Consider the following 12866-nt stretch of genomic DNA (forward strand, 5'->3'; position numbering starts at 1 on the left):
GTCCGGTCCGTGGGCTCGCGCAAGGGAGCGATCATATGCACCGGCCGACGGCATCGTGATGACTGCACCGGAACCCACTCTCACCGACTCGACCAGCGCCCCGGCCCGGCGAGGGTGGATCATCGCCCTCCTCGGCATCGTGCTCTATGCGCTCTCACTGCGCACCGCTGTGGCCTCGTTCTCGCCGCTCATCTACTACGTGCGTGCGGACTTCCCACTGCCGGCCGTCCTCGTGGGAATGATCGGGACCGCGCCGCTCGTGTGCTTCGCCGTGTTCGGGATGCTGACCCCCGTGATCGAACGGCGGATGGGTCTGAATCGCCTCGCTGCGGCCGTGATGGCCGCCTGCAGCGTCGGGCTGATTGCGCGAGGTCTCGCCATCGACGGCGTGACGCTGCTGCTCGCGAACCTCCTCGTGTTCGCCGCAGTGGGCGTCGCCAACGTCCTGATCCCGGCACTGGTCAAAGCGCACTTCCCGAACCGCGTCGGACTGATGACCGCCGTCTACTCGACGCTGATGGCGGTCTCGGCGACGCTGCCCGCGGCGCTTGCAGTGCCGATCGCCGAAGCGGTGAATTGGCGGTTCTCGATCGGATTCTGGGCGGCCTTCGCCGTCGCCGCAATAGCCCCGTGGATCATCCTTGCAATGCGCGGCCACCGGCCTGACGACGCCGAGTTGCTGCCTGCGCCGGTCAACGGGCGTGTGTTCGGCCGATTGTGGCGGATGCCGCTCGCCTGGGCGCTGACCGTCACATTCGCGACGGCGGGCGGCGTCGCCTATGCCACCTTCGCCTGGCTGCCCGCCATCCTCGCAGACCTCGTGGGTCTCCCCCCTGCAGGCGGGGGCGCAATGCTCGCACTGTTCACCGTTGTGGCGGCCGGGACCGCGTTGCTGGCACCAGTCCTCGTGGCGCGGTTCAACCTCACCCTCCCGCTCGCCCTGCTCTCACTCGCGTGCGGCTTCGTTGCCGTGGCAGGCCTGATGTGGGCGCCCGGATGGAACACCTGGCTTTGGGTCGTGCTCCTCAACCTCAGCACCACGACGTTTCCCATCACGATGGTGCTGCTCGGACTGCGCACGAGGACAGCGGAGACGGCCGTCGCCCTGAGCGGGTTCGTCCAGAGCTTGGGCTACCTGATTGGCGCAGCCTTTCCACTCGTGTTCGGGATCCTGCACGAGGCGACCGGGTCATGGACCGTCCCCCTCCTACTGTGGGCGGCGCTCTTCATCGCGGGCATCCCGGCGGTGATCATCGCGTCGCGGCGCCGCACGATCGAGGATGATTGGGAACGAAGCGCAGGAGAGCCGTGGTAAGCGCCTCAGCCGTGGACGCGGGTCCGACTTCGCAGGACAAGCGCAGGTCTGTCTCCGCCCTCGATCTCCATGGAGGCGTCGACTGCGAGTTCCAGCCCACCGGGAACCCGGGTGACCGATGCGATCGAGCTCGTGAGACGCACCCGTGACCCTACTCGCACGGGCGAAAGGAACCGCACACGGTCGATGTCCCATTCACCGGAGCGTATCCCGGGCACCAGCTGGTCCCACAATGGGGCGACAAGTGAGAGCGTGAGATAGCCGTGCGCAATCGTCCCCCCATATGGACCCGTCGCCGCACGTTCAGGATCGACGTGAATCCACTGATGATCCGCGACCGCGTCAGCGAAGGTGTCGACGCGGGCCTGGTCGATCGTCACCCAATCGGTGTGCCCGAGCACCTGCCCCGCGAGCCGGGGCAGGTCCTCGTAGGCGATGGCTGTCATCTACGCGACCTTACTCATCAGGATGGAAAGCGTCTCCTTTGATCGTCACTGTCTTCGCTCAGGCTCGACGCCCGCCTTCACGAATGGTCGAAAAAGCCCTTGCCGGTCTTGCGGCCGAGATGGCCGGCGTCCACCAGTCGACGCACATTGTTCGGAACGATGAGGGCAGCGTCTTTCGTCTCCGCGTACATGGCGTCGCCGATGTCCCGCAGAACGTCGAGGCCGATGAGATCGCTGAGCGCGAGGGGGCCCATTGGATGTCCAGCACCGAGCTTCATTCCGTCATCGATCTGGGCGGACGTCGCGTAGCCGGCCTCGACCATTCGCGCCGCCGCGAGGAGCAGCGGCACGAGGAGCGCGTTGACGACGAACCCCGGCCGGTCATCGACCACGAGCGGGGACTTTCCCATCCCGGTGGCGAGGAAGCCGACCAGGCCACGTTCGAGTTCACGGTCGGAGAGCGGGCTGCGGATCACTTCGACGAGGCTCATCCTCGCCACGGGGTTGAAGAAGTGGACGCCGAAGAATCGCTGACGCCCGTCGACGCTCGTCGAGAGGCGCGTGATCGACATCGACGAGGTATTGCTTGCGATGATGGCGGACGGGGCGGCCGCTTCGGAGATGTTCCGCAAGGTGGCCTGTTTGACCTTGTCGAGCTCAGGTACGGCTTCGATGATGAGGTCGCACGTGGTGAGATCCTCGAAGGAGGTCGAGCAAAGGACTGCAGCTCCTCGACGCTCCCGCTCCCGTTCGTCGATCAGACCTTTCGCCTGCAGGCGGCTCAACTCTGACGACAGTTCGGCGCGGGCAGAGACGAGCGCCTCCGCCTTCGCATCGAGCAGGACGACCCGCGCGCCCGGCACGCCAGCAGCGACCTGGGCGATCCCTCGGCCCATGGTGCCCGCACCGACGACACCAATCGTGCCGATGTCGTTCACACATCCCACCGACGCAGGAGGGCGGCCAACGCCTGTCCGCCACCGATGCACATCGTGACGATCGCGAATTCGTGGTTGTTCCGCTGGAGTTCCATCGCGGCCCTGACCGTGAGAATCGCGCCGGTTGCACCGACCGGATGGCCGAGCGCGATCGCCCCTCCGTACGGGTTCGTGCGGTCCGGGTCGAGGTCGGCGTCGCGGATCACCGCAACTGCCTGAGCAGCGAATGCCTCATTGAGCTCAACAACCCCGATGTCATCGACGCTCAGGCCCGTGCGCGCGAGGAGCTTGGCGATCGCGGCCACCGGGGCATACCCCATCAGACCGGGCTCGAGCGCCGACGTAGCGACATCTTCGAGCGTCGCGAGCGCGGTCAACCCCTCTGCCCGGACGTCGCTCTCCCGCATGAGCACCACGGCGCCGGCGCCGTCATTGATGCCTGATGAGTTGCCGGCCGTCACGGAGCCGCCCTCACGGAACACGGGGCGCAGTCCCGCGAGCGTCTCGACTGTCGTCCCAGGGCGGGGATGCTCATCCTCTTGCACCAGGATGCCACCCTTCCCCTCCTGCATGACGGGCACGATCTCTTCAGCGAAGACCCCTCGCGCCACTGCGGATGTTGCTCGTCTCTGGCTCTCCGCGGCGAAGGCATCCTGCTCGGCGCGTGAGACGACATACTTCTCGGCGACGTTCTCGGCGGTTGCACCCATGTGCTGGCTGCTGAACGGATCGGTGAGCATGGCCACCGTGCCGTCGACCAGAACACGATCGCCGAGGCGATCGTTGAACCGCGCATTGAAATCCAGGAATGGCATCCGACTCATGCTCTCGTCGCCACCAGCCAGGATGACATCGGCGCCTCCCCAGAGCAGCTCCTGCGCGCCCGACCAGATCGCCTGCAGCCCGCTACCGCAGAGTCGGTTGACATTGAACGCCGGCGTCCGGTTCGGCATGCCGGCTTCGATGGCCACGCGGCGCGCGTTGTAGGCGTCGGGACCCACCTCGCCGATGCATCCCATAATCACTTCGTCCACCCGGTCTGCGCCGATTCCCGCACGTTCGAGGGCCGCCGATGCGGCGCGCGCACCGAGCACATGGGCGGGGACGGATCGCAGCGCGGAGCCGAACGAACCGATCGGGGTCCGGGCTCCTGCCACGATGGCGATGCGTTCTTTGGGTGCCATGATCCTTTTCCAGGTCAATCAGATGTCGTCGTTGAGAGATCGGTGGTCGCCGGGACTCGGTACTCCTCGATGACCGCCCGGAGGCCGCCATCGGCGATGCGCTCCTTAATCTCGGCCACCTCGGGAGTGGTGTGGGCGAGCGCATCGAATTCCGCGAGGGCGGAGAGCGCCTGACGATGACCCATCGCCTCGGCAGAACTGTTGATCGCAGCCTTCTTGATGGCCAGAAGGCTGGACGGAGTCATGGCGATGCGCTGAGCCAGCGAGCGCACGCTGTCGAGCAGGCGCTTTTCGGGGACGGCATGATTTGCCCAACCCCACTCCACTGCGGTGCGTCCGTCGATGCTGTTGCCGGGCACGAAGGCGAGTTCCTTGGCCCGCTTCGGTCCGATGAGTGTCGACCATACGGGCGACACATAGCCCGCACCAACCGGGACGGTCACGATGCCGATCTTCGCAGTTTCAGCCACGATCGTGATGTCCGTCAGTGTCACCAGCTGCGTCGCCCCAGCGATACAGTATCCGTGAACCGCCGCGATGATGGGTTTGGGGTGATCCCACATCGCAAGGTAGCGATCGAGGTTTCGTCGAAGGCGGGTGCGATCGGCGACCGGATCCACACGAGCATTCGGAGCCACCTGTCCGAGGTCGTATCCCGCACTGAACCCTTTGCCTTCACCTCGAATCGCGATGACCGGCTCGCCCTCGGTCCGAAGCTGCTCCAATGCTGCCGAAAACTCCTCGAGCAGTTCGTTGGACAGGGAGTTCGCCTTCTCGGGGCGATCGAGCACGATCCAGGAGATTGGCGATTCGTGCTCGATTCGGATGTGCTGATAGGCGCGGTCGATCACGAGACGAGGCTCCTCAGCCTCGTCCGGATGATCTCATCTGCCTCGGCGACGACGGTCTCGACGACTTCCTTGCACGTCAGGACCTCGGTGATGAGGCCCTGCGACTGCCCCGCCCACCAGAGACCGTCCTCCATGTGGCCCTCGGCGAGTACGCGCTGACGGCCCCGTGCCCCGGAAGCGAGATCTGCGATGTCGTCGAAGGTGGTTCCCTCATCGGACTCGATCTCGCGGATTCGATCGGACGTGGCATTCTTCGCGACGCGTGCGGAGTTCCGGAATTTCCTGAACACGATGTTCGTGTCGCGTTCTGTGTTGGCGACGATCTGGTCCTTTACGTTCTGGTGAACCGGGGCTTCCGCTGTTGCGACGAACCTGGTGCCCATGTTCACGGCATCCGCGCCGAGCGAAAGCGCCGCAGCGAGCCCTCGGCCTGTCGCGAATCCACCGGATGCGATGATCGGCAGCCCGACCTTCGCCGCCACGGCCGGGATCAGCACCAGGCTCGGAATGTCGTCCTCACCCGGATGCCCAGCGCACTCGAATCCGTCGACCGAAAGGGCGTCCACACCGATCCGCTCCGCCGTGAGCGAGTGGCGGACTGCGACGGTCTTGTGTACAACCTTGATGCCGGCGGCTTTGAGCGCGGGAAGGTAGGCTGCGGGGTTGGAGCCGGCCGTTTCGATGATGGGAATCCTGTTGTCGATGATCACCTGAATGTATTCGTCGTACGGCACGGGACGGATGGTCGGCAGCATGGTGAGGTTCACGCCGAACGGCCGGTCGGTGAGGCTCCGGGTCCGCTGGATCTCGGCGTCGAGATCCGACGGAGTCGGCTGGGTCAGCGCAGACAAGAACCCCAAGGCACCCGCATTCGCCACCGCAGCGATGAGCTCGGCCCGGCCGACGCCGGTCATGCCCCCGCACACCACCGGATGCTGAATCCCGAACTCGCGGGTGAACCTGGTTTCGATCACTTGCGTGCCTTCCTCGCCTCTAACTGGATCGCGCCGGCCGTTCGGACGCTCGCCTTCGCCGTGGGCCGCCGTCCTCGTCCGAGCTCTCTGCTTCGAGAGTGAACGGCGTTCGCAATCTTGCTGCGACGGCCTCTCCTTTCTGGAGCCTAGGTCGCCGTCGCAGCTTTGTCAACGCGCGCGTTGCCGAGGTATGCTGGACGTCAACAAAGATGTTGAACATGAGTCTTGCGTGATGGTTGCTAAGGCAACCAGATCGTCCCACCCCCTCTGGCTTGCCCGTCTGACGACTGCCAGCCGTGACGTCGGGCTGGTCTCTGGCGTTGGCATTGAATAGGAAACCTCGGCATGCTGAAACCCTCCGGCTCCGTCTTCGGCGCCATCGCCCATCCGGTGCGACGAGACTTGCTCGATGTGCTTCGGGAATCGTCGCGGCCATTGTCAGTCACCGATCTCGGGTTGCGATGCGAGGTGTCACGATCGACAGCCTCTCGTCACCTGGACGTGCTCAGGGGCGCTGGATTGGTTGTCGGCCGAAGGTCGGGGACCGCGATTCGACACGAACTCGATCGAAGCGCCTTCGCTCCGATCGAGGACTGGCTTTGGTCCTACCTCGAGAGTCAATGCCAGTGACACGTCGGGCGCCACGATAGATTGGTCGCCACCGCGCATGAAGCGAGGTCTCCCTGGTGGCACGCGGCGCACCGTCTTCAAACCGGCCCGTGGAGCCCCGTCAACGCGCTTCGCGAGCGTTTCCGTTACTCTCAACGCTCATGAACGTTAGTGGCGTCCAATAGCATGGACGCTCCTATTGTCGGAGCAGCCGACCGCGCAGGAACTGGCGGCTCAGCGGGCGATCATTCCGGCAGTGAGGTCAAGGTCGGCGCCGATCAAACCGCTCATTCCGAGCATCCCGACGACTGCCCGCCCGACCTCGCCTTCAGTGACCATTCGCTTGGATGCGGCGCGAGACACGTACTCCTCTTCAGCCTGCTCGATAGGAATGCCGCGACGGGCCGCCTCCAGCGCGAAGTTCCGGCTCATCCTCGGGCCCGCGATCGGTCCCGGAGAAATCGCGTTCACGCTGACGCCGAGCGGCGCGACCTCCACCGCCAGCGTCGCGGTCAATCCCAGTAACGCGGCCTTGGATGCGCCGTACGGCGTGCGAGCGGCCAGTGGCCGCTTTGCAGCAACGGAGGAGACGTTGATGATGTCACCCCGACCGCGCGCGATCATCTGCGGCAGGAATTCACGGCACATGAGGAAGACACCGCGAACGTTCACCGCGAACACGTCGTCCCAGTCGCTCGGATCGATGTCGACGAGCGGCGCCACGGGCCCGGCGACCCCGGCGTTGTTGATCAGGATGGAGACCTCCTCATCCGTGAGGGCGTCACGCGCGACATCGACGGAAACCGGATCCGACGTGTCACACTGAACGACGATGGCCCGAGCCCCCATCTGTTCGAGTTCGCGGGCAACCGACTCCAGCTTCGGGCGCTGCCGGCCGATCAGTGCCACGGTCGCCCCTTCGCGAGCGAGTTCGATGGAAATGGCTCGACCCAACCCGTTGCCCGCGCCGGTGACGATTGCGGTGCGTCCGGAGATTGAGAGCATCATGCAACCACTCGCACGGGCCAGCCATGCGCCCAGCTGAGTTCGGCTCCGGCGTACTTGGCGGCTCGCACGTCACCGGAGCGCGCGTGGCCCTCGAACGACTCCACCCGGGCCGCCCGCCCGAGGAGCTCGCCGAGCGCCGCACTCGATGCCCGGTCAGTGATCTCCTGATAGGTCACGGTCTTGAGGTACTTGCCGACCCAGAGCCCGCCGGTGTAATTTGCGGCTCCTCGAGTTGGGAGCGTGTGGTTGGTGCCGATCACCTTGTCGCCGTACGATACCGCAGTGCCCTCGCCGAGGAAGAGGGCTCCGTAGTTGCGCATCTTCTGCAACGCTTCGCGCGGGTTTTCGGTGAGGATCTGGACGTGCTCGCTCGCAAACCGATCCGCAATGGCGTACGCCTCGTCGAGGCTGTCAGCGATGACCACCTGTCCGTGGTCGCGCCACGCCGGCTCAGCGAAGTCTTTCGTCGACATGCCGGGCAGGAGATCATCGATGATTCGGATGACCTCGCGGGCAAGCGCCTCACTCGTGGAGATGAGCACAGCAGGCGAATCGGGGCCGTGCTCGGCTTGGGAAAGCAGGTCCACGGCCACGATGAAGGGGTCGGCGTGATCGTCCGCCACGATCAAGATCTCCGTCGGACCGGCGAGCAGGTCGATTCCGACCTCGCCGAAGAGCTGCCGCTTGGCCTCTGCGACGTAGGCGTTACCGGGGCCGGCGATCAGGTCCACCTTGCGGATCGTCTCGGTGCCGACAGACATCGCTGCGACAGCCTGGACACCGCCCAAGAGGAGGATCTCGTCGGCTCCGGCAATATGCATGGCGGCCACGGTGGCAGCAGGGACCTCTCCTCGGATCGGAGGAGTTGCCGCGGTGACCGAGTCGACACCTGCGACCTTCGCAGTGACGATCGTCATGTGCGCCGAAGCCACGAGTGGGTAGCGCCCTCCGGGGACGTACGCACCGGCTGCCGCGACGGGGATGTTCTTCTGCCCGAGGAAGACCCCGGGTTCCGTCTCCGCTTCGAAGTCGATCAGAGAATCGAGCTGAAGCTCGGCGAAGTTGCGCACCTTGGCCTGCACGGTCTTGATGTCTTCGATTGTCTGCGAGGGGACCCGGCTGACGATGTCCTCGATCGCGGCCCGGTCGAGGTGAAAGCTCTCTGGGGACCAGCTGTCGAATTTCTCGGAGTGCTCGCGGACCGCGACGTCTCCTCGCTCGCGGATATCGGCAATGACGTTCTCCACGGTTTCGCGAACCGCGCGGTCCTGCTGCGGGCTTTTAGCGGCCTCGATCGGCGCTTTGATTGTGAACATGGCCGGTTCCTCCCCGTTGCAGTCTGGCGGATCCTATGCTCATCCACATACGTATACTTTGTCAAATTCTGGACAGATGCAGGCGTAGGCTTGGATCAGCGCATACGTAAGCGGTTCCGAGAGGTCCGAATGGTCACCAGTCATGATGTCGCCCGGCTCGCCGGTGTCTCCCAACCGACCGTTTCGCGCGCACTTCGTGGGATGTCGGGCGCGTCGCCTGAGACAATCGCGCGCGTGCGTGCCGCTGCCGAAGCGCTGGGATACGTCCCGAGTGAGGCAGGACGCACTCTCTCGACTCGTCGAACGCGATGCATCGGAATCGTCGCGGGAGATCTCACCAACCCCTTTTACCCCGAGCTCATCGAGCCCATGCGCGCAGAGCTCGAGAATCAGGGCTATCGAGCGCTGCTCATTCCGGATGCGGACGAGTCCCCCGTCGAGATCGAGCGTCTTTCGGATGGAACACTGGACGGGGTGCTACTGACGACGTCCACCGTGCACTCGCAGATCCCACGCGAGCTCGCCAAGCGAGGTATTCCATTCGTCCTGGTGAACCGCACGGTCGATGGTGCGGAGTGCGACACGTGTGCCTTCGACAACGCGAGCGGCGCAGTAGCAGCGAGCCGCCTCCTCCTCGACCGCGGACACCGTGTCGTTGGAATGATCGGGGGCCCGTCAGACACCAGCACCGGGCGGGATCGGGCGCAGGCATTCCTCGACGAGATGAGCGCGAACGGCGCGTGGGTGGACCCCATGCTCGTTCATCGCGGACCATTCAGCTTCATGACCGGATATCGCGCTGCCCTTGAGCTGATGTCACATCCCGAGCCACCCACCGCCGTGTTCTGCGGCAACGATGTCATTGCTCTGGGGGCGAGTGACGCGATCCTCACTGCTCGACGTGACCGCGGCCGGGGTATGGAGGTCGTCGGCTTCGACGACATTGCCATGTCATCTTGGGATGTGTTCCGCATCACGACCGTTCACGGCGACCTCGGCCTAATGGCTCGAGAGAGCGTGAAGCTTGTTCTTCGCCGCATCGAGGACCCTGAGGCACCCTTCGTGCAGACGGTGCTTCCGACGACGCTTGTCGATCGCTTCCCCCCTGAGATCAGATCACCGCCTGGTGGCAGGGCATCAAGCTGAAGGTGTCTCGCTCCCGTCGATGTCGATTCCCTCGAAGAGCACGGCAGAGAACACCGCTATGAGGTCGTCGGCAGAGAAGCGGCTCGTTCCGGGAACGAACCAGCGGTGCGTCCACTGCGTCATCCCGAAGATGCTGTTTGCGATAAGGGTCGTCGACAAGTCCGTACGAAACTCCCCCTTGGCCTTTCCTTCCGCGATGGTGTCGATGAAGATCTGCTCGATTTGGCGTGTGATCTCGATCATGTCTCCAGCCCACTCCGCCTCGATGGATCGAATCCGCGCCATGTCCTCCCCGATGTAGAGATACATGTATGGATAGTGCTCGACCTGAGATTCGATGAGCATCCGGATGAGTGCCGCAATCCTGGCACGAGGCGAAGTCTCCCGTGCGGCAATGGCCTCCGCACGACGAAGATTCGTCTCAGTGAGCCCTCGGATACACGCCTGAAAGAGCTCTTCCTTGCTGGAGAAGTAGTAGTAGAGGGAGGCACGATCCGTCCCGAACGCCGCCGCAACATCGTTCAGCGTCGCGCCGGCGTAGCCCTTTTGACGGAATACATCTGCCGCCACTTTGATGAGTTCGTTGCGTTTCGCCGCGTAGTCAGCACTGCCGTCATGCAGAGCAGCGGCACGGCGCTTGCCGATCCCGCTCAGACTGCCATCCGCCATCCTGGGGCACCTCCGGTATGTGGGATTGTCATGCCGACGATAGCAGCGCCTCAAGAGCTCAAAGCGACGCTCGCCCAGCTCGGCGTCAGTGCGGGACATCCTCACGCGCAACAACCCTGGGAGGAGTCCACGCTGGGGATGCCCCTGGTTCGGCGACGTCTTTGGCGCCCTCAACCCGGTGGGAGGGATTACGAACCGACCGTTCATCACGCCTTGAACTGCGCGCCGGTAAGACACGCCGTGACAGCCCGCGGGCCCCAACGCATCGAGTGGTGGAGACGCGACTCGCGGTCGCACCTACCGACCAACGTCAATTGGGTAGCTCCCGCAGGTATGTTGCTGGCGGCCCAGGTCGAGTCCGACTCGGCTACACCCTCCCGCAGAATAGCGTCCACGGAAGTGCGCCAACTTCGGACCGGAACAGTATGTCAGGACGATGCTTGTCGACTACAGCCCTGCGATAACTCGGGCGCGATCCGCCTTCCACCGCTCTGCAAGCGGAGACGTCGGCGCGAGCCAATCATGGCCGTGCGGCGCACCGGGGTGTACGTGCAGCTCGGTTTGCACACCGGCTCGAAGCAAGTTGAGCGCATACAAGATGCTCTCGTCACGAAAGATGTCGAGTGTACCTACCTCGATGTATGCCGCGGGAAGGCCACCGAAGTCTTCAAGTCGGGCTGGCGCCGCGTACGGCGATACATCGTCTGTGCCCAGCTTCTCGCCCAGGACAGCGCTCCAGCAGGTGTGGTTCTTCTCGTATGTCCACATCGACCGCTCCAACAGCAGGGGGGCGATATGCGGGTCGGGCTCAGTATTCCGGTCGTCGAGCATGGGGAAGATGAGTATTTGTGCGGCGATCGTGATCCGTCTGTCGCGCGCGAGTATCGCAGCGCCGGCTCCGATTCCGCCGCCACCGGAATCGCCCATGATTGCGATCCGTTGGGGATCGATGTTCAAGGCGGCAGCGTGCAGAATGAGCCATTCGAGCGCGGCCATCACGTCACGCGCCGATGCGTCGCCAGTGACATCCGGTGCAAGTCGATATTCCACGGAGAGAAACGGAACGCCCGTCGATTGCACGTAGTGACGAACGATCGGATCGTAGAACTCAGTAGTGCCAGCGATCATCCCCCCGCCGTGCACGTAGACGACAGCTGATCCGGGGCTGTCGGTTGCCCTGGTGTACCACCGAAGCGGGATCCGCGCTCCGTCCTCTGCAGTTGCCTCGTACGATTCGTAGGTGACGTCAGGCGACACCCCTACCTGGCTGTATGCAGTGGGGAATCCCGCATTCAAGAACGACCGAAGTCCGCTGGCGTCGCCGCGAGAAGGGACATTCGCGTCCCGACTCGCGGCGAGGTCTTCCTTCTTCCTCAGCGCGGAGGCCAACACTGGATCGAGCTTCATGACAGTTTGCCTCCCGCAGCGTTCGGAGATCGACCGACAGCAATTCCCGACTCTGATTGCCGGCCCTCCGACGCCATCCTCAACTCTTCCCGAGTCGCGTACTGCTTTGCGTGGTGCCATGCGGTGATGGCTTCGACGGGCGCGAAGTCGGCGTGGCCCGTGTACTGACTCATAGCGTGTGTTGCCACCGCTCCACTATCCGCTCACTTCCGACAACAGGGGACCAACGACACCATGGAAGCCGCAGTCAACACCAACATTGATGAGACTCCAAGGATAGATGATTCACGCCGTGCTCACGCAGGATCCAATCGAACAGCATCTCCACCGGCGGCCGGTCGGACCGGCCCGTGAACTTCATCCCGTCGCGGTACCACAGCTCCATCGCCCGGCCCCGCTCCCACCGCTTCCACTTCCGATCCCGCGGCCGCCTCGCCGCCGGATCGATCAACCCGAACCGCAGCAACGCCCGATACGCCGCGGACTCACTCGGCACCGGCTCGACCCCGGCCCGGCGCAGCTCGTAGACCAGCCGCCGCGGCCCCCACGACGGATGCCGACGCCGCAGGCCCACGAGCGCGACCTCGACAACCGCGGGCATCTGCAACGGCGACGACCTCGGCCGATGCGAACGATCCGCCAACCCCTCGAGCCCATCGGCCTCATACCGGGACAACCACTGATGCACGGTCTTCCGCGACACGCCGAACCGGGCCGCGACCGCACCACCGTCTCACCGTCCTTGATCACGGCGAGCACGGCCTGATACCGCTGCTCTGACACGCTCAACTCCCGCATACTCGGGAGTGTCACCCATCAACCGAAACAGGTGTAACCCATCAACCGGAACACCGTCACCAATCACCCGAATGCCGAACGGCACCAACCAGGCGAAGTAACACAAATGTTCAGCAGCGAGGGCGGGACTCGAACCCGCGACACCACGATGGCGACGGGGCGATGTTCGAGTCTTTCCTCACGATCCGGAAACCTCGGATGGTCT

The 12866-nt window shown here is 64.3% G+C and carries 12 protein-coding genes and 1 pseudogene; 3 read left to right on the forward strand and 10 right to left on the reverse strand.

The features are described from left to right. Nucleotides 1-58 precede the first annotated feature (58 nt). On the forward strand, nucleotides 59-1315 hold the full coding sequence (locus AB0K73_RS18480) for an MFS transporter (protein ID WP_360518010.1): 1257 nt from the start codon (nucleotides 59-61) through the stop codon (nucleotides 1313-1315). A 5-nt stretch (nucleotides 1316-1320) separates the two neighbouring features. On the opposite strand, the gene AB0K73_RS18485 is transcribed toward AB0K73_RS18480, so the two are convergent. The 5 genes from AB0K73_RS18485 to AB0K73_RS18505 all read right to left on the reverse strand — a co-directional run bounded on the left by AB0K73_RS18485 (nucleotide 1321) and on the right by AB0K73_RS18505 (nucleotide 5708). Continuing rightward, complete coding sequence (locus AB0K73_RS18485; RefSeq protein WP_360518013.1) at nucleotides 1321-1761, reverse strand: MaoC family dehydratase; 441 nt, start codon at nucleotides 1759-1761, stop codon at nucleotides 1321-1323. Nucleotides 1762-1838: 77 nt separating this feature from the next. After that, the gene (locus AB0K73_RS18490; RefSeq protein ID WP_360518016.1) at nucleotides 1839-2699 is read right to left on the reverse strand and encodes a 3-hydroxyacyl-CoA dehydrogenase family protein; all 861 of its coding nucleotides are present in this window, start codon (nucleotides 2697-2699) and stop codon (nucleotides 1839-1841) included. Beyond that, nucleotides 2696-3883 (reverse strand): thiolase family protein, encoded by a 1188-nt coding sequence (locus tag AB0K73_RS18495; protein ID WP_360518019.1) that lies wholly within the window; start codon nucleotides 3881-3883, stop codon nucleotides 2696-2698. The genes AB0K73_RS18490 and AB0K73_RS18495 overlap by 4 nt, the downstream gene beginning before the upstream one ends. 14 nt (nucleotides 3884-3897) lie before the next feature. Continuing rightward, the gene (locus AB0K73_RS18500) at nucleotides 3898-4734 is read right to left on the reverse strand and encodes an enoyl-CoA hydratase-related protein (protein ID WP_360518022.1); all 837 of its coding nucleotides are present in this window, start codon (nucleotides 4732-4734) and stop codon (nucleotides 3898-3900) included. Next, nucleotides 4731-5708: a nitronate monooxygenase gene (locus tag AB0K73_RS18505; protein ID WP_360518025.1), complete on the reverse strand. Its 978-nt coding sequence runs from the start codon at nucleotides 5706-5708 to the stop codon at nucleotides 4731-4733. The genes AB0K73_RS18500 and AB0K73_RS18505 overlap by 4 nt, the downstream gene beginning before the upstream one ends. A 345-nt stretch (nucleotides 5709-6053) precedes the next feature. Here AB0K73_RS18505 and AB0K73_RS18510 point away from each other — a divergent pair, with 345 nt between their 5' ends. Next, nucleotides 6054-6338 (forward strand): metalloregulator ArsR/SmtB family transcription factor, encoded by a 285-nt coding sequence (locus tag AB0K73_RS18510; protein WP_360518028.1) that lies wholly within the window; start codon nucleotides 6054-6056, stop codon nucleotides 6336-6338. A 213-nt stretch (nucleotides 6339-6551) separates the two neighbouring features. Here AB0K73_RS18510 and AB0K73_RS18515 read toward each other — a convergent pair whose 3' ends face one another. Next, nucleotides 6552-7325 (reverse strand): SDR family oxidoreductase, encoded by a 774-nt coding sequence (locus AB0K73_RS18515; RefSeq protein WP_360518031.1) that lies wholly within the window; start codon nucleotides 7323-7325, stop codon nucleotides 6552-6554. Continuing rightward, nucleotides 7322-8641, reverse strand: a complete 1320-nt coding sequence (hisD, locus tag AB0K73_RS18520; protein ID WP_360518034.1) for a histidinol dehydrogenase — start codon at nucleotides 8639-8641, stop codon at nucleotides 7322-7324. Before hisD ends, AB0K73_RS18515 begins: the two co-directional genes overlap by 4 nt. 129 nt (nucleotides 8642-8770) lie before the next feature. Here hisD and AB0K73_RS18525 point away from each other — a divergent pair, with 129 nt between their 5' ends. Next, nucleotides 8771-9787, forward strand: a complete 1017-nt coding sequence (locus AB0K73_RS18525; protein ID WP_360518037.1) for a LacI family DNA-binding transcriptional regulator — start codon at nucleotides 8771-8773, stop codon at nucleotides 9785-9787. Here AB0K73_RS18525 and AB0K73_RS18530 read toward each other — a convergent pair. From AB0K73_RS18530 to AB0K73_RS18540, 3 genes and pseudogenes are all read right to left on the reverse strand, one after another. Then, nucleotides 9779-10456, reverse strand: coding sequence for a TetR/AcrR family transcriptional regulator (locus AB0K73_RS18530; RefSeq protein ID WP_360518040.1), 678 nt, complete (start codon nucleotides 10454-10456; stop codon nucleotides 9779-9781). The two genes, AB0K73_RS18525 and AB0K73_RS18530, sit on opposite strands and share 9 nt — an antisense overlap. Before the next feature lie 447 nt (nucleotides 10457-10903). Then, the gene (locus AB0K73_RS18535; protein WP_360518043.1) at nucleotides 10904-11863 is read right to left on the reverse strand and encodes an alpha/beta hydrolase; all 960 of its coding nucleotides are present in this window, start codon (nucleotides 11861-11863) and stop codon (nucleotides 10904-10906) included. Between the two features lie 277 nt (nucleotides 11864-12140). Next, nucleotides 12141-12661 (reverse strand): annotated as a pseudogene (locus AB0K73_RS18540) (helix-turn-helix domain-containing protein); the annotation flags it as partial. Nucleotides 12662-12866 lie beyond the last annotated feature (205 nt).

The organism is Agromyces sp. NPDC052230 (assembly GCF_040679595.1).
GTDB lineage: Bacteria > Actinomycetota > Actinomycetes > Actinomycetales > Microbacteriaceae > Agromyces.

Bases quoted from the DNA above. Each gene is read 5' to 3' on its own strand.
- hisD (WP_360518034.1), bottom strand. From the start codon at position 8,641: ATGTTCACAATCAAAGCGCCGATCGAGGCCGCTAAAAGCCCGCAGCAG.
- AB0K73_RS18480 (WP_360518010.1), top strand. From the start codon at position 59: ATGACTGCACCGGAACCCACTCTCACCGACTCGACCAGCGCCCCGGCC.
- AB0K73_RS18525 (WP_360518037.1), top strand. From the start codon at position 8,771: ATGGTCACCAGTCATGATGTCGCCCGGCTCGCCGGTGTCTCCCAACCG.
- AB0K73_RS18515 (WP_360518031.1), bottom strand. From the start codon at position 7,325: ATGATGCTCTCAATCTCCGGACGCACCGCAATCGTCACCGGCGCGGGC.
- AB0K73_RS18530 (WP_360518040.1), bottom strand. From the start codon at position 10,456: ATGGCGGATGGCAGTCTGAGCGGGATCGGCAAGCGCCGTGCCGCTGCT.
- AB0K73_RS18495 (WP_360518019.1), bottom strand. From the start codon at position 3,883: ATGGCACCCAAAGAACGCATCGCCATCGTGGCAGGAGCCCGGACCCCG.
- AB0K73_RS18510 (WP_360518028.1), top strand. From the start codon at position 6,054: ATGCTGAAACCCTCCGGCTCCGTCTTCGGCGCCATCGCCCATCCGGTG.
- AB0K73_RS18485 (WP_360518013.1), bottom strand. From the start codon at position 1,761: ATGACAGCCATCGCCTACGAGGACCTGCCCCGGCTCGCGGGGCAGGTG.
- AB0K73_RS18535 (WP_360518043.1), bottom strand. From the start codon at position 11,863: ATGAAGCTCGATCCAGTGTTGGCCTCCGCGCTGAGGAAGAAGGAAGAC.